15 protein-coding genes and 2 tRNA genes are annotated in these 13,993 nt (G+C 65.9%); 9 read left to right on the top strand and 8 right to left on the bottom strand.

The window, feature by feature from the left end; translation table 11 throughout:
* Together RPR59_RS04870 and RPR59_RS04865 are read right to left on the bottom strand one after the other, a co-directional pair.
* Positions 1–1,287 (bottom strand): efflux RND transporter periplasmic adaptor subunit, encoded by a 1,287-nt coding sequence (locus RPR59_RS04870; protein WP_432280289.1) that lies wholly within the window; start codon positions 1,285–1,287, stop codon positions 1–3.
* A gap of 160 nt (positions 1,288–1,447) precedes the next feature.
* Complete coding sequence (locus RPR59_RS04865) at positions 1,448–2,233, bottom strand: enoyl-CoA hydratase-related protein (RefSeq protein WP_313917242.1); 786 nt, start codon at positions 2,231–2,233, stop codon at positions 1,448–1,450.
* A gap of 67 nt (positions 2,234–2,300) precedes the next feature.
* Between RPR59_RS04865 and RPR59_RS04860 the strand changes: the two genes are divergently transcribed.
* The 6 genes from RPR59_RS04860 to RPR59_RS04835 all read left to right on the top strand — a co-directional run bounded on the left by RPR59_RS04860 (position 2,301) and on the right by RPR59_RS04835 (position 7,195).
* Positions 2,301–3,062 carry a class II aldolase/adducin family protein gene (locus RPR59_RS04860; protein WP_313917240.1) on the top strand — a complete coding sequence of 254 codons (762 nt, stop codon included), beginning with the start codon at positions 2,301–2,303 and terminating at the stop codon, positions 3,060–3,062.
* A 40-nt stretch (positions 3,063–3,102) separates the two neighbouring features.
* Positions 3,103–3,645: a (2Fe-2S)-binding protein gene (locus RPR59_RS04855; RefSeq protein WP_313917238.1), complete on the top strand. Its 543-nt coding sequence runs from the start codon at positions 3,103–3,105 to the stop codon at positions 3,643–3,645.
* Positions 3,646–3,746: 101 nt separating this feature from the next.
* Entirely contained in the window at positions 3,747–4,511 is a 765-nt protein-coding gene (locus RPR59_RS04850; protein WP_313917236.1) for an RcnB family protein, read from the top strand.
* Between the two features lie 86 nt (positions 4,512–4,597).
* The gene (locus RPR59_RS04845) at positions 4,598–5,275 is read left to right on the top strand and encodes a prolyl hydroxylase family protein (protein ID WP_432280288.1); all 678 of its coding nucleotides are present in this window, start codon (positions 4,598–4,600) and stop codon (positions 5,273–5,275) included.
* A gap of 10 nt (positions 5,276–5,285) precedes the next feature.
* A complete protein-coding gene (gene recJ / locus RPR59_RS04840; protein ID WP_313917234.1) occupies positions 5,286–7,049 on the top strand; it encodes a single-stranded-DNA-specific exonuclease RecJ in 1,764 nt (587 codons plus the stop codon).
* Between the two features lie 70 nt (positions 7,050–7,119).
* A tRNA-Glu gene (locus tag RPR59_RS04835) sits at positions 7,120–7,195 on the top strand.
* Positions 7,196–7,566: 371 nt separating this feature from the next.
* Here RPR59_RS04835 and RPR59_RS04830 read toward each other — a convergent pair.
* Together RPR59_RS04830 and folK are read right to left on the bottom strand one after the other, a co-directional pair.
* Positions 7,567–7,642, bottom strand: a tRNA-Lys gene (locus tag RPR59_RS04830).
* A 36-nt stretch (positions 7,643–7,678) separates the two neighbouring features.
* Entirely contained in the window at positions 7,679–8,140 is a 462-nt protein-coding gene (folK, locus tag RPR59_RS04825; protein WP_313917232.1) for a 2-amino-4-hydroxy-6-hydroxymethyldihydropteridine diphosphokinase, read from the bottom strand.
* Between the two features lie 25 nt (positions 8,141–8,165).
* Here folK and RPR59_RS04820 point away from each other — a divergent pair, with 25 nt between their 5' ends.
* Positions 8,166–8,825 (top strand): uracil-DNA glycosylase, encoded by a 660-nt coding sequence (locus tag RPR59_RS04820; RefSeq protein WP_313918326.1) that lies wholly within the window; start codon positions 8,166–8,168, stop codon positions 8,823–8,825.
* Positions 8,826–8,875: 50 nt separating this feature from the next.
* A complete protein-coding gene (locus tag RPR59_RS04815) occupies positions 8,876–9,118 on the top strand; it encodes a hypothetical protein (RefSeq protein ID WP_313917230.1) in 243 nt (80 codons plus the stop codon).
* 20 nt (positions 9,119–9,138) lie between these two features.
* Here RPR59_RS04815 and aguB read toward each other — a convergent pair whose 3' ends face one another.
* The 4 genes from aguB to rpsD form a co-directional block, all read right to left on the bottom strand.
* Positions 9,139–9,987, bottom strand: coding sequence for an N-carbamoylputrescine amidase (gene aguB, locus RPR59_RS04810; protein WP_313917228.1), 849 nt, complete (start codon positions 9,985–9,987; stop codon positions 9,139–9,141).
* Positions 9,988–10,016: 29 nt separating this feature from the next.
* On the bottom strand, positions 10,017–11,003 hold the full coding sequence (locus tag RPR59_RS04805; protein ID WP_313917226.1) for an agmatine deiminase family protein: 987 nt from the start codon (positions 11,001–11,003) through the stop codon (positions 10,017–10,019).
* 50 nt (positions 11,004–11,053) lie between these two features.
* The gene (locus RPR59_RS04800; RefSeq protein ID WP_313917225.1) at positions 11,054–12,703 is read right to left on the bottom strand and encodes a M28 family metallopeptidase; all 1,650 of its coding nucleotides are present in this window, start codon (positions 12,701–12,703) and stop codon (positions 11,054–11,056) included.
* Between the two features lie 152 nt (positions 12,704–12,855).
* Positions 12,856–13,470 (bottom strand): 30S ribosomal protein S4, encoded by a 615-nt coding sequence (rpsD, locus tag RPR59_RS04795; protein ID WP_313917222.1) that lies wholly within the window; start codon positions 13,468–13,470, stop codon positions 12,856–12,858.
* Between the two features lie 206 nt (positions 13,471–13,676).
* Between rpsD and RPR59_RS04790 the strand changes: the two genes are divergently transcribed.
* A complete protein-coding gene (locus RPR59_RS04790) occupies positions 13,677–13,979 on the top strand; it encodes a chorismate mutase (RefSeq protein WP_313917220.1) in 303 nt (100 codons plus the stop codon).
* The last annotated feature ends 14 nt before the right edge of the window (positions 13,980–13,993 follow it).

Below are 13,993 nucleotides of genomic sequence, written 5' to 3'. Positions count from 1 at the left end.
CTATTCCCCGCCGGACCGCTGTTCACCTTCGCCGCCAGCGGCGGCCTCGTCCGCATTCGGCTGCTGCGGCTTGGCGGCGGGCGTGCCGACCTGCTGAGGGGAATCGGCCGGAACCGCCTTTACGGTCGCGCCCGGCTGAATCTTTTCCGTGCCCTGCACGATCAGCTTGTCGTCCGGCTTCAGGCCGGACGTCACCACCCATTTGTTGTCCGTCATGCGCGGTGCAGTGACCTTGCGCTGGACCACCTTGTTGTCCGGACCGACGATCAGGACCGAGGCGTCCCCCTTGGCGTCGCGGCTGACGCCCGCCGGCGGAACCAGAAAGGCGCGCTGATCGATCGCCTGCGCGAACATCGCCTGCACATACATGCCGGGCAGCAGCACGCCTTCCGGATTGGGAAAGCGGGCGCGCAGCGTGACCGTTCCGGTACTCTGGTCGACCATCGCCTCCGACAGTTCGACCGACCCGGTATAATCGTACATGCTACCGTCTTCGAGGCGCAGCCGGACGCGGGCGCTCGTCGGTACGACGCCTTCCTCGCGGGCCAGCGCGCGGCGCAGGTTGAGCAATTCCGTGCTCGACTGCTGGATATCGACATAGATCGGATCGAGGCGCTGGATCACTGTCAGGGGATCGGCCTGATTCTGCGTCACCAGGGCGCCCACGGTCGCCAGGGTGCGCCCGATCTTGCCGGAAATGGGAGCAGGCACCTTGCTGAAGCGCAGATTGATCTGCGCCGTCCGCAGCGCGGCCTTGCTCTGCGCGACCGCCGCTTCGGCCTGGCGCGCCTGTGCCACCGCGTCGGTATAGTCCTGCTGGCTGACCGCCTCCATCTCGGCAAGCGGTTTGTACCGCCTGGCAAGGGCCTGCGCCGATTCCAGTTGTGCCTGCGCGCTCTGCAGATTGGCTTGCGCTTCACCGACTGCCGCTTCGTAAAGACTCGGATCGATCTGATAGAGCGTCTGCCCACGCTTGACCCATTCGCCCTGGTTGAACAGCCGCCGCTGGATCACACCGGAAACCTGCGGCCGGACTTCCGAGGTTTCGTAGGCCGCGGTCCGGCCGGGCAGCGTAGTGACCATCGGCACATCGGTCGGACGTACCTGCACATAACCGACGGTGACCGGCCCCTGCGCGGCTGCGGCGCCGGCCTGCTGCTCCTCCCCGCCACTGCACGCCGCCAGCATCAGCGCCGCGGCGGCGGCGATACAGCCGCGCCGGCGCGCGCGCGTCCCGGCGCGCTCGGATTTGGAGCAACCCTGCGGCTTCGGCTGCCGATTCGTCATATCGCCTCACTCGAATAGCGGCGCCGCGGACGCCGTAATGCCAAGGATGCACACATATTGCAGTGCAACGAGCGGCGGGCCTAATGCAAAACGCAAGCGTTCACAATAGGCCGGAGCCGGTGTTTGCGGCGCGGCGTCCGAACGAGCTTCCGGAAGCGGTTCATTCGCCGCGGAATTCGGGCGAACGCTTTTCCAGAAAGGCCCGGCCGCCCTCCGCCGAATCCGCCGTTCCGCGGGCACTGCGCTGACACTCCGCCTCATTCGCCATGGCACCGGAATAATCATGGTCGAGCGAATATGCGACCGCGCGCCGCAACAGACCCAGCGCGACAGTCGGTCCCGACGCGAGCCGCTGCGCCAGCGCCAAGGCCTCGTCGTCCAGCGCACTATCGGCAACGACACGATGCACCATGCCCCATTCCACCGCGCGCTCGGCCGGAACGCGCTCGCCCAGCAGCATCATCTCCAACGCCCTGGCCCGGCCGATCAGGCGCGGCAACATCCAGGTCGCGCCTCCGTCCGGGATCAGACCGACATTGACGAAAGCCTGAAGAAAATAGGCCGAATCGCAGGCGATGCACAAGTCGGCGGACAGCGCCAGGCTGCACCCGATACCGGCCGCAGGCCCCCGAACGGCGCTGACGACCGGAACATTCAGATCGGCGATCGCCTGCAGCGTGGGGTGGTAATGCTCGGTCAGCGCCGCATGGGTCGCAGCCCCCGGATCCTCGGCGTCGAGCGCGCCGGCGCCGATATCGGCGCCGGAACAGAACCCCTTGCCCTCGCCCCGGATCAGAACCGCACGCGCACCGTCCAGATCGGCCAGCACCTCCCGGAGCCGGTCGAACATCGCCGGCGGCGCGGCGTTCAGCCGTTCCGGCCGATTGAGCGACATGACCAGCACGTTGCCGCGGCGCTCGGTCAGGATCATGGGCTCGTCGGTCATGTTTGCCGTCCTTTCGCGTCCGTGCGATACTCGGTCTTCAAAAACGCATAGATCGCGGGAGAGTGCAATGGCGACGGCAGCACTGGAAAAGACCGGCATCGGCGAGGCGGAATGGGAAGCACGGCAGCAGCTCGCCGCATGCTACCGCATATTCGACATGCTCGGCTGGTCGGAAATGATCTACAACCACATCACGTTGAAGGTGCCGGGCGAGCGCAACGCGTTCCTGATCAATCCCTTCGGCCTGCACTTTTCGGAAGTGACGGCATCGAACCTCGTCAAGATCGACATCGACGGTAACAAGCTGGACGACAGCTCCTACCCCGTCAATCTCGCCGGATTCACGCAACATGCCGTCTTTCACCGACACCTGTCCGATGCGCATTGCATTATGCACACGCATACGACGGCGGGCATGGCGGTCAGTTCGGTGGCAGGCGGGCTCCGGCCCACCAACTTCTATGCCTGCAATTTCGTCGGCCAGATCGCCTATCACGATTTCGAGGGCGTCACCGTGCGGTCCGAAGAGGGCGAGCGGATGATCGAGCATCTGGGCGACAAGCGCGCGATGTTCCTGAGAAATCACGGCATCCTGGTCATGGGACGCACGCTGCCCGAAGCCTTCATCAAGCATTGGAGCCTGCAACGCGCCTGCGAAATCCAGGTCGCGACCGCTTCCATGGGGACGCCGCTGGAGGTGCCGGACGAAGTGGTTGCCGTCCACCAGCGCGATCTTTCCAAGGTGGCAATCCCCGGCGGTGTGGGAAAGGCCGACTACGACGCCATGGTCCGCCTGGTCGACCGGATCGACACCAGTTGGCGAACCTGACTTTCGCGGCGGCGCCGGCTGTGGAATACACGGCCTCGCAATGACCAGTTTCACCGTCAACAACCAGCCGGTCCATTACGAACTCGATCCCGCGACGCCGCTATTGTGGGCGCTGAGGGACGCATCGAACCTGACGGGCACGAAATATGGATGCGGCACGGGAGATTGCGGCGCATGTACCGTCGATATCGACGGCGAAGCGGTGCGCGCCTGCCAGGTATCGATCGCCGCGATCGAGGGAACGTTCGTCACCACGATCGAAGGGCTGTCGCGCGACCGCACCCATCCGGTGCAGCAGGCGCTGATCGATGCCAACGTGCCGCAATGCGGATTCTGCATTTCAGGTATCGTGATGGCCGCGTCGGTGCTGCTGCGCAAGAACCGTGACCCTTCCGAACAGGAAATAGCGGACGCGCTGACAAATATCTGCCGCTGCGGCATATATCCGCGTCTCGCCACCGCGATCCGACAGGCCGCCGCCATCGCACGCGGGGACGAAACCGCTCCGCCGCCGCCGCGCCCCGGCATCGACGCGGCCGAAGCGGCCCGCAAGGTCCCGGCGCTGACGCCGCCGCCGCGCTGAACCTTTCGATTGGCTTTCGCCAGAGTTCAGACACGGCTCATCGACATTGTGGCATTCCCCGGACATGAACCGCCGGTCCGTGCCGGCGAGCGGAGAGAAGCATGTTGAACAAGACCATTATCGCCGCCCTGCTTGCCGCGACCGCCCTCGGCCCGACGCTGGCAACCGCGCAGGAGCGTGCGGCCATGATCAAGCGCCCGTCCGCCGACCGGGCGCAGCATCGTTCGGAACGGCCGCACCGGGACCGCGTGGCGAGGACCGCAGTGCCGGCAAGTTCGGCCCGATCGACCCTGATCGCGTCCGCCAGGACAGCACAGGACCGGGATCGTCGCGATTCGCGTCGGGCGCGCGGAGGTGATCGACGCGATAAACGGGAAGGCCGTCGCGACGATAACCGCGACCGCCGCCAGGACCGCCGCGTGGAACGTCATGACCGCGGTGCCGACCGCCGCGATTCGCGTGAAGATCGGCGCGATCGGCGGCGGGAGTGGGGGCGCAGCTATGCCGATCGCACCGATCACTATCGGTATGACTGGAACGCGCACGATCGGATGCGCTGGAACCGGAGCTGGCGGTCGGACCGGCGATATGACTGGCGCGACCACAGATCACGCTATCGCTCGACCTATCGCATGCCGCGTTACTATCCGCCTCGCGACTATCATTATGGGTATCGCCGGTTCGCCATCGGCATCGACCTCGGCCCGATGCTCTACCAACAGCGCTACTGGATCAACGATCCCGGCCAGTACCGCTTGCCACCGGCTTATGGGCCGTACCGCTGGGTGCGCTATTACAATGACGCCTTGCTCGTCGACATTCGATCCGGCGAGGTCGTGGACGTGATCTACGACATTTTCTGGTAACACTGGCGACAGGAGGTGGGGCCGGTGCGCCGGATGCGCATCGGTTCCTCTTGCATTTCGCGCGGCAGACGGCACATTGCGCGCCCGTGAATATTCTAGGCACCAAGAGAAATGCGGGCGCCGCCGTCCGCGAGCATATCGGCAGGCAGGTTGCGCAGCGGCTGGACGCCAATCCCGCCGCAAAGAAGGCGCAGATCGATTCGGCGCAGATCTATTATGTGCCCGGCTATCTGAGCGAGCGCGATTGCGACACGCTGATGCGGTTGATCGACGCTGGCAGCCGCCGTTCGACCATCCTCACCGACAATTACGATCCCGAGTTTCGCACCAGCGACAGTTGCGACCTCGATCGCTGGTCGCCGGAAATCCGTCCGATCGACGAACGGCTCGCTTCGCTGCTGGGCATCGACCCGCATAATGGCGAGACCCTGCAGGGGCAGCGTTACGCGCCCGGTCAGCAGTTTCGCGCCCATCACGATTTCTTCCACGAAACCGAGAGCTATTGGGAGCGGATGAAGCAGGAGGGCGGTCAGCGCACCTGGACCGCCATGATCTACCTCAACGATGTCGAGGAAGGCGGCGCGACCTGGTTTCCGCAGGCGGGTGTGCGGTTCAAGCCAAAGCGCGGCCTGCTTCTCGCCTGGAACAACATGAAACCGGACGGCACCCCCAACCACAAGACGCTGCACGAGGGCATGGCCGTAGTGAAGGGCACGAAATATATCGTTACCAAGTGGTTCCGCGAGAGCGCCTGGTTGAAGTAAGGCATCGGCCATGGAGCCGGTCCTCAACATTACGCGATCCATTCTCGGCCAGCCATGGCGCTGGCGCGGTCTCGCCGCCGATGCTCGTGATCCGGCTTTCCGGCCCGACGACCTTCTGACCCAATTGCTGCTCGCGCGCGGGTGCCGGCGGGAGGAACTCGACGCGCACCGCGCACCCAGCATCCGCGGCTTCATGCCCGATCCGTCCATCTTTCGCGACATGGACCGCGCGGCCGAACGGATTGCCGATGCCGTAACTCGCGGTGAAAAGGTGGTGGTGTTCGGCGACTATGATGTCGACGGCGCGACCTCGGCAGCGCTGATGGTGCGCCTGTTGCGCGATCTCGGCCTTACGCCCGGCGTCTATATTCCCGATCGCCTGATGGAGGGATACGGTCCGTCGGGCGAAGCACTGGTCCGGCTGAAGCGGGATGGCGCGGATTTGATCGTGACGGTCGATTGCGGCGCCCAGGCGTTCGAGGCGCTGGAGATGGCGCACGCCGCAGACGCCGAAGTGATCGTCGTCGACCATCACAAATGCGCCGCCACCCTCCCCGTCGCGCATGCGCTGGTAAATCCCAACCGCCTCGACGATGTCGACGGAGCCGCGCACGGACATCTCGCGGCGGTGGGCGTCGCTTTCCTGCTGGGGGCCGCATTGCTGCGCACCCTGCGGCGGCGGGGCTTCTTCGCCGGGCGGCGCGAGCCGCGCCTGCTCGACCTGCTCGATCTCGTGGCGCTCGGCACCGTGGCCGATGTGGCGGCCCTGAAGGGGCTCAACCGCGCCTTCGTCGCCCAGGGCCTGAAGGTAATGGCGCAGCGGCGCAATATCGGCATCAACGCACTGATCGAGGCATCACGGCTGACCCGCGCGCCGACCGCCAGCGACTGCGGCTTTGCGCTGGGGCCGCGGATCAACGCCGGCGGCCGCGTCGGCCGGTCCGACCTCGGCGTTCGCCTTCTCACCACCCGCGACCCGGAAGAAGCCCGCGCGATCGCCGGGGAACTCGACGGCCTCAACGAAGAGCGGCGAGCGATCGAAGCCGCCGTGCAGGAAGCGGCCGAAGCGATCTGCGGCTCGAAGCAGAACCGCTCGGTTCTCGTGGTGGCCGGGCGTGGCTGGCATGCCGGCGTTATTGGCATCGTCGCCGGCCGCCTGAAGGAGAAATTCGGCCTCCCTGCCATCGTGATCGCACTCGACGAGGACGGCACGGGCAAGGGATCGGGGCGATCGATCCCCGGCGTCGACCTCGGCGCGGCGGTGCTGGCGGCAAAGGACAGCGGCCTGCTCCGGGCCGGCGGCGGCCACGCCATGGCGGCCGGGCTGACCATCGATGCCGACGCCGTTTCCGCCTTCGCCGATTTCCTCGACGCATGGCTGGGCGATGCGGTCTCCCGCTCGGTCGCGGACCGGGCGCTGCTGCTGGACGCCGTTTTGGCACCGGCGGGGATCAATCCGACCCTTGTCGAATCGCTCGACGTCGGCGGCCCCTATGGCATGGGCTGGCCCTCGCCCCGGGTTGCGGCCGGGCCGGTGCGGGTGGTGAAAGCCGATGTGGTGGGCAACGGCCATGTCCGCGCGATCGTCGCCGGCGACGATGGCCGCAGCATCAAGGCAATGGGCTTTCGCCAGGCCGAGACACCGCTGGGTACGGCGTTGCTGGGCGCGCCGCCCCACCGCCAGCTCTGGCTGGCGGGCCGCGCCAGAATCGACGATTGGGCGGCCCGGCCGGCCGCCGAACTGCATCTGGATGACGCGGCCTGGGCGGATTGAAAAAAGCGCGGCCGGGCGCTTGACCCCACGAGCGCATTTGCCTAGGTCGCGGCCTTCCACGCTTCGGCATGGCCCCTTCGTCTAGCGGTCTAGGACGCGGCCCTTTCACGGCTGAAACACGGGTTCGATTCCCGTAGGGGTCACCACCGGCAAGCGCAAAGCGAGCCTTTCTCTTGCTTTCTGGAAGGCGAGCCCCGGCATTCCCACGTTCATTCGTGTTCAGCCAAAGATGGGTGGAGCCGCATTACAGCGCATGGGAGAACACACCACCGAAGCTATGCCGTCCGCGAAGTAGCAGCCTGGCCGCGAAGTAGCAGGCTGGGATCGGACGGGAGAAGGAGCGAAGCTTCTGACTCACGTTCTGAGGACGTCTCGAGCGTCCAGTACCAGGACACGGGTCGGAGTTGGTCCGCACCGAGAGCGAATCCCATTCGGACTGCCTCTGACACCTCGTCGATGCCCCGGCTGACTTCACGGCTTCTGCGCCGTCCCAACATCCACTAAACCATTCGAACAATGGTGAGCCCTGCTGGGTTCGAACCAGCGACCTACTGATTAAAAGTCAGTTGCTCTACCGACTGAGCTAAGGGCCCGTGGGCGACAGCACGTAGGCGCGGGTGCGGGCGGGGTCAACCGCGTTTGGCGCGGGCGCGCAACTGCCGCACGGTATGCCCGCTCACCGGGTCGCGCCAGTCGGGTGCGACCTGCGCCAGCGGGTCGAGCACGAAGCGCCGTTCGCGAAAGAACGGATGCGGTATCGTCAGGCCGGGACCGCACCATGCGCCGCCGGACCACAGGACGATATCGCAGTCGAGCGATCGGGCGCCCCATCGTCTGCCCGGCCGCCGCTCAAAGGCTCGTTCCAGCCGCTTCAGCCGGGCGAGCAGATCGGGCGGGGCTTCGACGCTCTCGATGATCGCCACGGCATTGGCAAAGCGCCGGGCCGACGGGCCGACCGGGGCGCTGCCAATGATCTCCGACACCGCCACGACCCTTCCGAGGCGCGCGATCGCCGCCCGCAGCGTCGCCTGCGGGCTGCCGTGGCGCGTGCGCCGGTTCGATCCCAGCGCGATGGCGAAGCTTGTCGTCATGGCCGGCCCCGCTTATCCCGCTGCGATGTCCGTCGCCAGCCCCCTGCCCCATACCGAGCCACCGCATGATTGCCCGCGCTGCCCCCGGCTGGTGGATCTGCGGCGCGATCTGCGCGCGGAGCATCCCGATTGGTGGAACGCGCCGGTTCATGCCTTCGGCGACGAACGGGCCTGGCTCGGCATCATCGGCCTGGCACCGGGCAAGCACGGCGCCAATCGCACCGGGCGGCCCTTTACCGGCGACTATGCCGGCGACCTGCTGTTCGCGACACTGGACAAGTTCGGCCTGTCGCACGGCACCTATGCCTCGCGACCCGACGACGGACTGGCGTTGCACGGTGCGGTGATCGTCAACGCGGTGCGCTGTCTGCCGCCGCAGAACAAGCCGACGCCCAGGGAAATCGCCACCTGTCGTCCGTTCCTGGATCGGCAGATCGAGGCGCTGCCCGACCTGCGCGTGCTCGTAGCGCTCGGCCGGATCGCGCACGATTCGGTGCTGCGTGCCTTTGGCGAGAAACTGTCCGATCGGAAATTCGCGCATGGTGCGGAGCACCGGCTGAGCGGGCGGATCGTGCTGGTCGATAGCTATCATTGCTCGCGCTACAACACGAATACTCGTCGCCTGACGCCCGAAATGTTCGAGGCGGTGTTCGCGCAGGCGCTGGCGCATCGCGGTCCGTCCTGACGATCGACGCCGGCCATGCCATGATGCCGTCGTCGGTCGGGAGAACGCCCATGTCCTTTCTTACGCTGCTAGCCGCGCTCGCGGTGTCCCAATCGACGGCCGTGCCGGCCGGCGGCAGCGCGGCGGCCAGGCCGATGTGCCAGACCGCGGACGTGAAGGAGGTTACCGAGCCGTCGACCGCGCTTCACGTCAAGCCGCTCGAGGAGGAGCCGAAGACGCGTCAGGAAATCGCGGTGTTGCGATTCGAAAATGGCTGCATCGATCCCGTGATCGTCCGCGAGGATGTCGGCTGAGCAGGCGCCGGCGCGCCGATTCAGACATCCTGCACCAGCCGGCCGTATAGTTCCGGCCGCCGGTCGCGAAAGAAACCGAACGCCGCGCGGTGCCGCTTCACCCGATCGAGATCGATCGTCGCGCTCAACACGCCGGTCTCCTCCGCCCCGAATTCGGCAAGTAGGTCGCCGCGTTCGTCGCAGATGAAGCTGTGGCCGTAAAAGGTCTGCCCGTGCTCGGTGCCGATGCGGTTGGCGGCGATCACCGGCACCACGTTCGATACCGCATGGCCGATCATCGCGCGCCGCCAGAGCCGGCTGGTGTCCAGATCGGCATCGTGCGGCTCGCTGCCGATGGCGGTGGGGTAGAATAAAAGTTCGGCCCCCATCAGCATCATCGCGCGCGCCGTTTCGGGATACCATTGGTCCCAGCAGATGCCGACACCCAGCTTCGCTTGCGACGCGTCCCACACCTTGAACCCGGTATTGCCGGGGCGGAAATAGAATTTTTCCTCATATCCCGGCCCGTCGGGAATGTGCGCCTTGCGATAGACGCCGGCGACGCCGCCATCGGGGCCGATCATCGCCAGGCTGTTATAATGATGCGGGCCATCGGCTTCGAAGAAGCTGGTCGGGATATGGATTTCGAGTTCGGCGGCGAGCTTGCGCATCGCCAGCACCGCCTTGTGCTCGCCCACCGGCCGCGCATTGGCGAACAGGCCCTCATCCTCGACGCGGCAGAAATATTCGCCCTCGAACAGTTCGGGCGGCAGCACCACCTGCGCGCCGCCGGCCGCGGCTTCGCGCACCAGTTCGGACACACGGGCGATATTGGCGTCGATATCGTCGGTGAAGCCGAGCTGCAGCGCGGCGACGGTTATCTCGGTCATGGAAAACTCCTTGCGGGCGCGTGCGGGCGTCAGCGGCGGCGCGGAATCTGCTGGCTGATGCAATGAAAGCTGCCGCCACCCGTCAATATATGATCGGCGCGCAGGCCCACCACCTGATGTTCGGGGAACAGGGCCTCGAACGCCGCCACCGCGCGGTGGTCCGCCCGTTGGCCGTATAGCGGCACGACGACCGCCGCATTGCCGATATAGAAATTCATATAGCTCGCCGGCACGACCTCCGCCCCCTTGTTGAGGACACGCCCCGGCGAGGGCACCCGCACGACCTCCACGCCGAATATCTCCGCCGTGCGCGCCGCCGATTGATAGACGTGCCAGTTGGGATCGTTGTCGTCCGGTTCGGGCACCGCCAGCCGGTTTTCGCCGACGAACCGCGCCAGATTGTCGACATGGCCGTCGGTATGGTCGCCCACCAGGCCGTCGCCGAGCCACAGCACGCGGTCATAACCCAGATCGCGGTGAAGCCGGTCCTCGACCTCGGCCTCGCTCATGCCAGGATTGCGGTTGCGGTTCAAAAGGCATTGGCGCGTCGTGACCGCCAGGCCGGTGCCGTCCCCGTCGATCGCCCCGCCTTCCAGCACCCAGTCATGCTCGACGACGGTCAGGCCGTGCTGCTGTGCCAGCCGCGCGCCGACATCGTCGTCGCCGGGCAGGTCGTATTTGCCGCCCCAGCCGTTGAAGCCGAAATCGTGCGCCTTGCCGTCCCCACCAACGATCGCGGCCGTGTCGCGCAGCCAGATATCGCCGAAGGTTTCGATCGCCACGTCGGCGATATCGCCCGCCATGATATGCGCAGCGGTCGCCGCTTCGGTATCGGCGGTGACCAGGATCACCTTCTCGCCGGCGCCGTCGGCGTGCACCGCCTCCGCGAAGTCGGTCACCTCGCGCCGGGCTGAATCGAGATCGCGGCCCCACAGCTCGGGATGGCTCGGAAAGCCGATCCACACCGCGCTGTGGCGCGCCCATTCCGGTGGCGGAGGCGGAGGTCCCTTCGTCATTTCGGCGTTCCTAGGGCCAATGACCGGTCCCGCAAAGACCCATTACCGCCTTATTGCACCGCAGCTCGCGATTTGTCGCGCACCGCCCGGAATTCCGTGCCCTGGTACCAGTTCGGCCACCGGTCGCTGTCGGCCAGTTCGCGGCCGAGCTGGTAATAGATCTGCAGGTCCTGAACGGCGCCCTGCCAGTTCCAGTTCGGATCATATTCGTCGCTCGGCTGGTGATAGCGGTTGGCGGTATAATCGTCCTCCGCCTTCTTGCCCGCCGCGGTGCCCCCGTCGACCAGGTCGATGCCGCTGCCCGCCGACAGCATCGGCACGCCGAGCTTGGCGAAGCTGAAATGATCGGACCGGTAATAATGGCCCGCTTCCGGATGCGATTCGGGTTTGATCACACGGTTCTGCGCGGCGACCAGCGGCTTGACCAGATCCTCCAGCTCGGACTTGCCGATGCCGGTGATGACGAAGTCCTTCGTCGGTCCGATCAGGTTGAGTACGTCCATATTGACGCCGCCGACCGTCTTGGCGAGCGGATAGACCGGATTTTCGGCATAGTATTTCGACCCCAGCAGCCCCGATTCCTCGGCAGTCACGGCGAGGAACACCTGCGAACGGGCGGTCGCGCCCGCCTCGGCATTGGCTTCGGCAAGCGCGACCAGGCCGGCGATACCGCTGGCATTGTCGGCGGCGCCGTTGCAGATGTCGTCGCCGTCGACCGGGTCGCAGTGCCCCAGATGATCCCAATGCGCCGAATAGAGCACGACCTCGTCGGGACGCTTCGTCCCCGGCAGGATGCCGACGACATTCTTCGACGCCTGTCGCCGGATGGTGTTGACGAACGATGTCGATGCCTCGACACCCAGCGGCACGGCGTGGAACCCCTTCTTCCCCGCCGCCGCGGAAAGCGCCGCGAAATCCTTGCCGGCGCTTGCGAAGAGCTGCTTCGCCGCGTCGAGCTGGATCCAGCCGATTGCCTTCGACTGATCCATATGATCGCCGGGCGTGTCCTGTTCGAGTTGCGGGCCGGTCCAGGACGATTGCACGACATTCCAGCCATAGGCGGCGGGTTCGGTCTGGTGGACGATGATCGCGGCCGCGGCACCCTGCCGCGCCGCCTCTTCATACTTGTATGTCCAGCGCCCGTAATAGGTCATCTCGCGGCCATTGAACGTGCCCTTCAAATCCGACTGCTGCCAGTCGGGATCGTTGACCAGGATGACGACCGTCTTGCCCTTCACATCGACACCGGCATAATCGTTCCAGCCGCGCTCCGGCGCGTTGATGCCATAGCCGACGAAGACCACATCGCTGTTTTCCAGATTGATCTTCGGCGTGACGCGGTAGGTCGCGACCACCATGTCGTTGCGATAATCGAAGCTCAGCGGCTGCTTGCCGCCGGTGAAGGTCAGCGGCTGCACGTCCTGCGCGGTAATTTCCACCAGCGGCACGTCCTGCGTCCACTTGCCGTGATTGCCCGGCTTCAGGCCCGCTTCCTGAAAGCGCTTGGTGATATAGGCGATGGTCTTTTCCGCGCCCTCGGTCCCCGGCGCGCGCCCGCCATATTCATCCGACGACAGCGTCTTTGTCACCGTCTTCAGCGTTTCGACCGGGATTTGCGGCGGCGCGACCGATTGCGCATTCAGCGCGGCCGGCGCGACGGTCGCCGAAAGGGTCAGAAGCGTGGCGAGCATGGTGCGCATGGGTGGTATCTCCCTGAATGGTCTTTCCCGTCATTCTTAGCGGCTGTCGCGGCGCTGTCGACTGCTTCGTTCCGCACGCCGTCGGCGAACGCCAACGAAAAAGGGCGGCCCCGGCGGGACCGCCCTCTTGCTGTATTCGACCGGAAACCGGATCAGCGCGAATAGAATTCGACCACCAGGTTCGGTTCCATCTTCACCGGATACGGCACCTCGTCGAGCTGCGGCACGCGGGTGAAGGTCACCTTGGACGCACCGTCCGGCGCGACATAATCGGGAATGTCGCGCTCGGGCAGGCTCTGCGCCTCGATCACCAGCGCCATTTCCTGCGCCTTCGTCCCCAGCGTGATCTCGTCGCCCGGCACCACGCGACGCGACGCGATGTTGCACTTGGTGCCGTTCACCCGGATATGGCCGTGATTGACGAGCTGGCGCGCGGCGAAGATCGTCGGCGCGAACTTGGCGCGATAGACGACCATGTCGAGCCGCTGCTCGAGCAGGCCGATCAGGTTCTGCGAAGTGTCGCCCTTCATGCGCGACGCTTCTTCGTAGGCGCGCTTGAACTGCTTTTCGGTGACGTCGCCGTAATAGCCCTTGAGCTTCTGCTTGGCGCGGAGCTGAATGCCGAAGTCCGACATCTTGCCCTTGCGGCGCTGGCCGTGCTGGCCGGGGCCGTATTCGCGCTTGTTGACCGGGCTCTTCGGGCGACCCCAGATGTTCTCGCCCATCCGGCGGTCGAGCTTATACTTGGCGCTGCTGCGCTTCGACATGAATATTCCTTTGCAATTGCCAACAACGTTGACCGCCCGTTCGGTGGCGGTCGCGATCCCGGTTTCGCCTGCTTGGAGCCTCGCAAGGCCGGCAGGGCCACCGCTTCACCGGGGTGCGGGGCCGATTGCGAAGCCGAGGCTGTTAGCCGCACCGCCCAGGCGAGTCAAGCTGGACAGCCGGACGCACGCACGCCACTAGCGCGATCATGACACAGATTCCCGATCCCCAAGACTGCACCAATATGGCCGAGGTCCGCATCGGCGTGGACGAGGTCGACCGGCAGCTCGTGGCCCTGCTCGCGCGGCGCTTCGGCTATATGGACGCCGCCGCCCGCATCAAGCCCGAACGCGGCGCCGTCCGCGACGAGGACCGCAAGGCCCAGGTCATCGCCAATGCGCGGGCATATGCGCGCGAGGCCGGCATCCCGGACGACGTGATCGGCGACATCTGGGAAACACTGGTCGAAGGCTCGATCGCCTACGAATTCGTGGCGTTCGACGCACGCTGAGGCGGCGGACGGGC

It is taken from the genome of Stakelama saccharophila, from assembly GCF_032229225.1.
Taxonomy (GTDB): domain Bacteria; phylum Pseudomonadota; class Alphaproteobacteria; order Sphingomonadales; family Sphingomonadaceae; genus Sphingomonas; species Sphingomonas saccharophila.
Note: the sequence above shows the minus strand (reverse complement) of the source record. Positions and strands in the feature narration are given on the sequence as shown.

Excerpts from the sequence above, each read along its gene's own strand:
- RPR59_RS04820 (WP_313918326.1), top strand. The coding sequence starts at position 8,166 with ATGTCCGTCGCCAGCCCCCTGCCCCATACCGAGCCACCGCATGATTGC.
- RPR59_RS04870 (WP_432280289.1), bottom strand. The coding sequence starts at position 1,287 with ATGACGAATCGGCAGCCGAAGCCGCAGGGTTGCTCCAAATCCGAGCGC.
- RPR59_RS04850 (WP_313917236.1), top strand. The coding sequence starts at position 3,747 with ATGTTGAACAAGACCATTATCGCCGCCCTGCTTGCCGCGACCGCCCTC.
- RPR59_RS04860 (WP_313917240.1), top strand. The coding sequence starts at position 2,301 with ATGGCGACGGCAGCACTGGAAAAGACCGGCATCGGCGAGGCGGAATGG.
- RPR59_RS04800 (WP_313917225.1), bottom strand. The coding sequence starts at position 12,703 with ATGCGCACCATGCTCGCCACGCTTCTGACCCTTTCGGCGACCGTCGCG.
- RPR59_RS04865 (WP_313917242.1), bottom strand. The coding sequence starts at position 2,233 with ATGACCGACGAGCCCATGATCCTGACCGAGCGCCGCGGCAACGTGCTG.
- RPR59_RS04815 (WP_313917230.1), top strand. The coding sequence starts at position 8,876 with ATGTCCTTTCTTACGCTGCTAGCCGCGCTCGCGGTGTCCCAATCGACG.
- RPR59_RS04855 (WP_313917238.1), top strand. The coding sequence starts at position 3,103 with ATGACCAGTTTCACCGTCAACAACCAGCCGGTCCATTACGAACTCGAT.
- RPR59_RS04805 (WP_313917226.1), bottom strand. The coding sequence starts at position 11,003 with ATGACGAAGGGACCTCCGCCTCCGCCACCGGAATGGGCGCGCCACAGC.
- RPR59_RS04790 (WP_313917220.1), top strand. The coding sequence starts at position 13,677 with ATGACACAGATTCCCGATCCCCAAGACTGCACCAATATGGCCGAGGTC.
- recJ (WP_313917234.1), top strand. The coding sequence starts at position 5,286 with ATGGAGCCGGTCCTCAACATTACGCGATCCATTCTCGGCCAGCCATGG.
- aguB (WP_313917228.1), bottom strand. The coding sequence starts at position 9,987 with ATGACCGAGATAACCGTCGCCGCGCTGCAGCTCGGCTTCACCGACGAT.
- folK (WP_313917232.1), bottom strand. The coding sequence starts at position 8,140 with ATGACGACAAGCTTCGCCATCGCGCTGGGATCGAACCGGCGCACGCGC.
- rpsD (WP_313917222.1), bottom strand. The coding sequence starts at position 13,470 with ATGTCGAAGCGCAGCAGCGCCAAGTATAAGCTCGACCGCCGGATGGGC.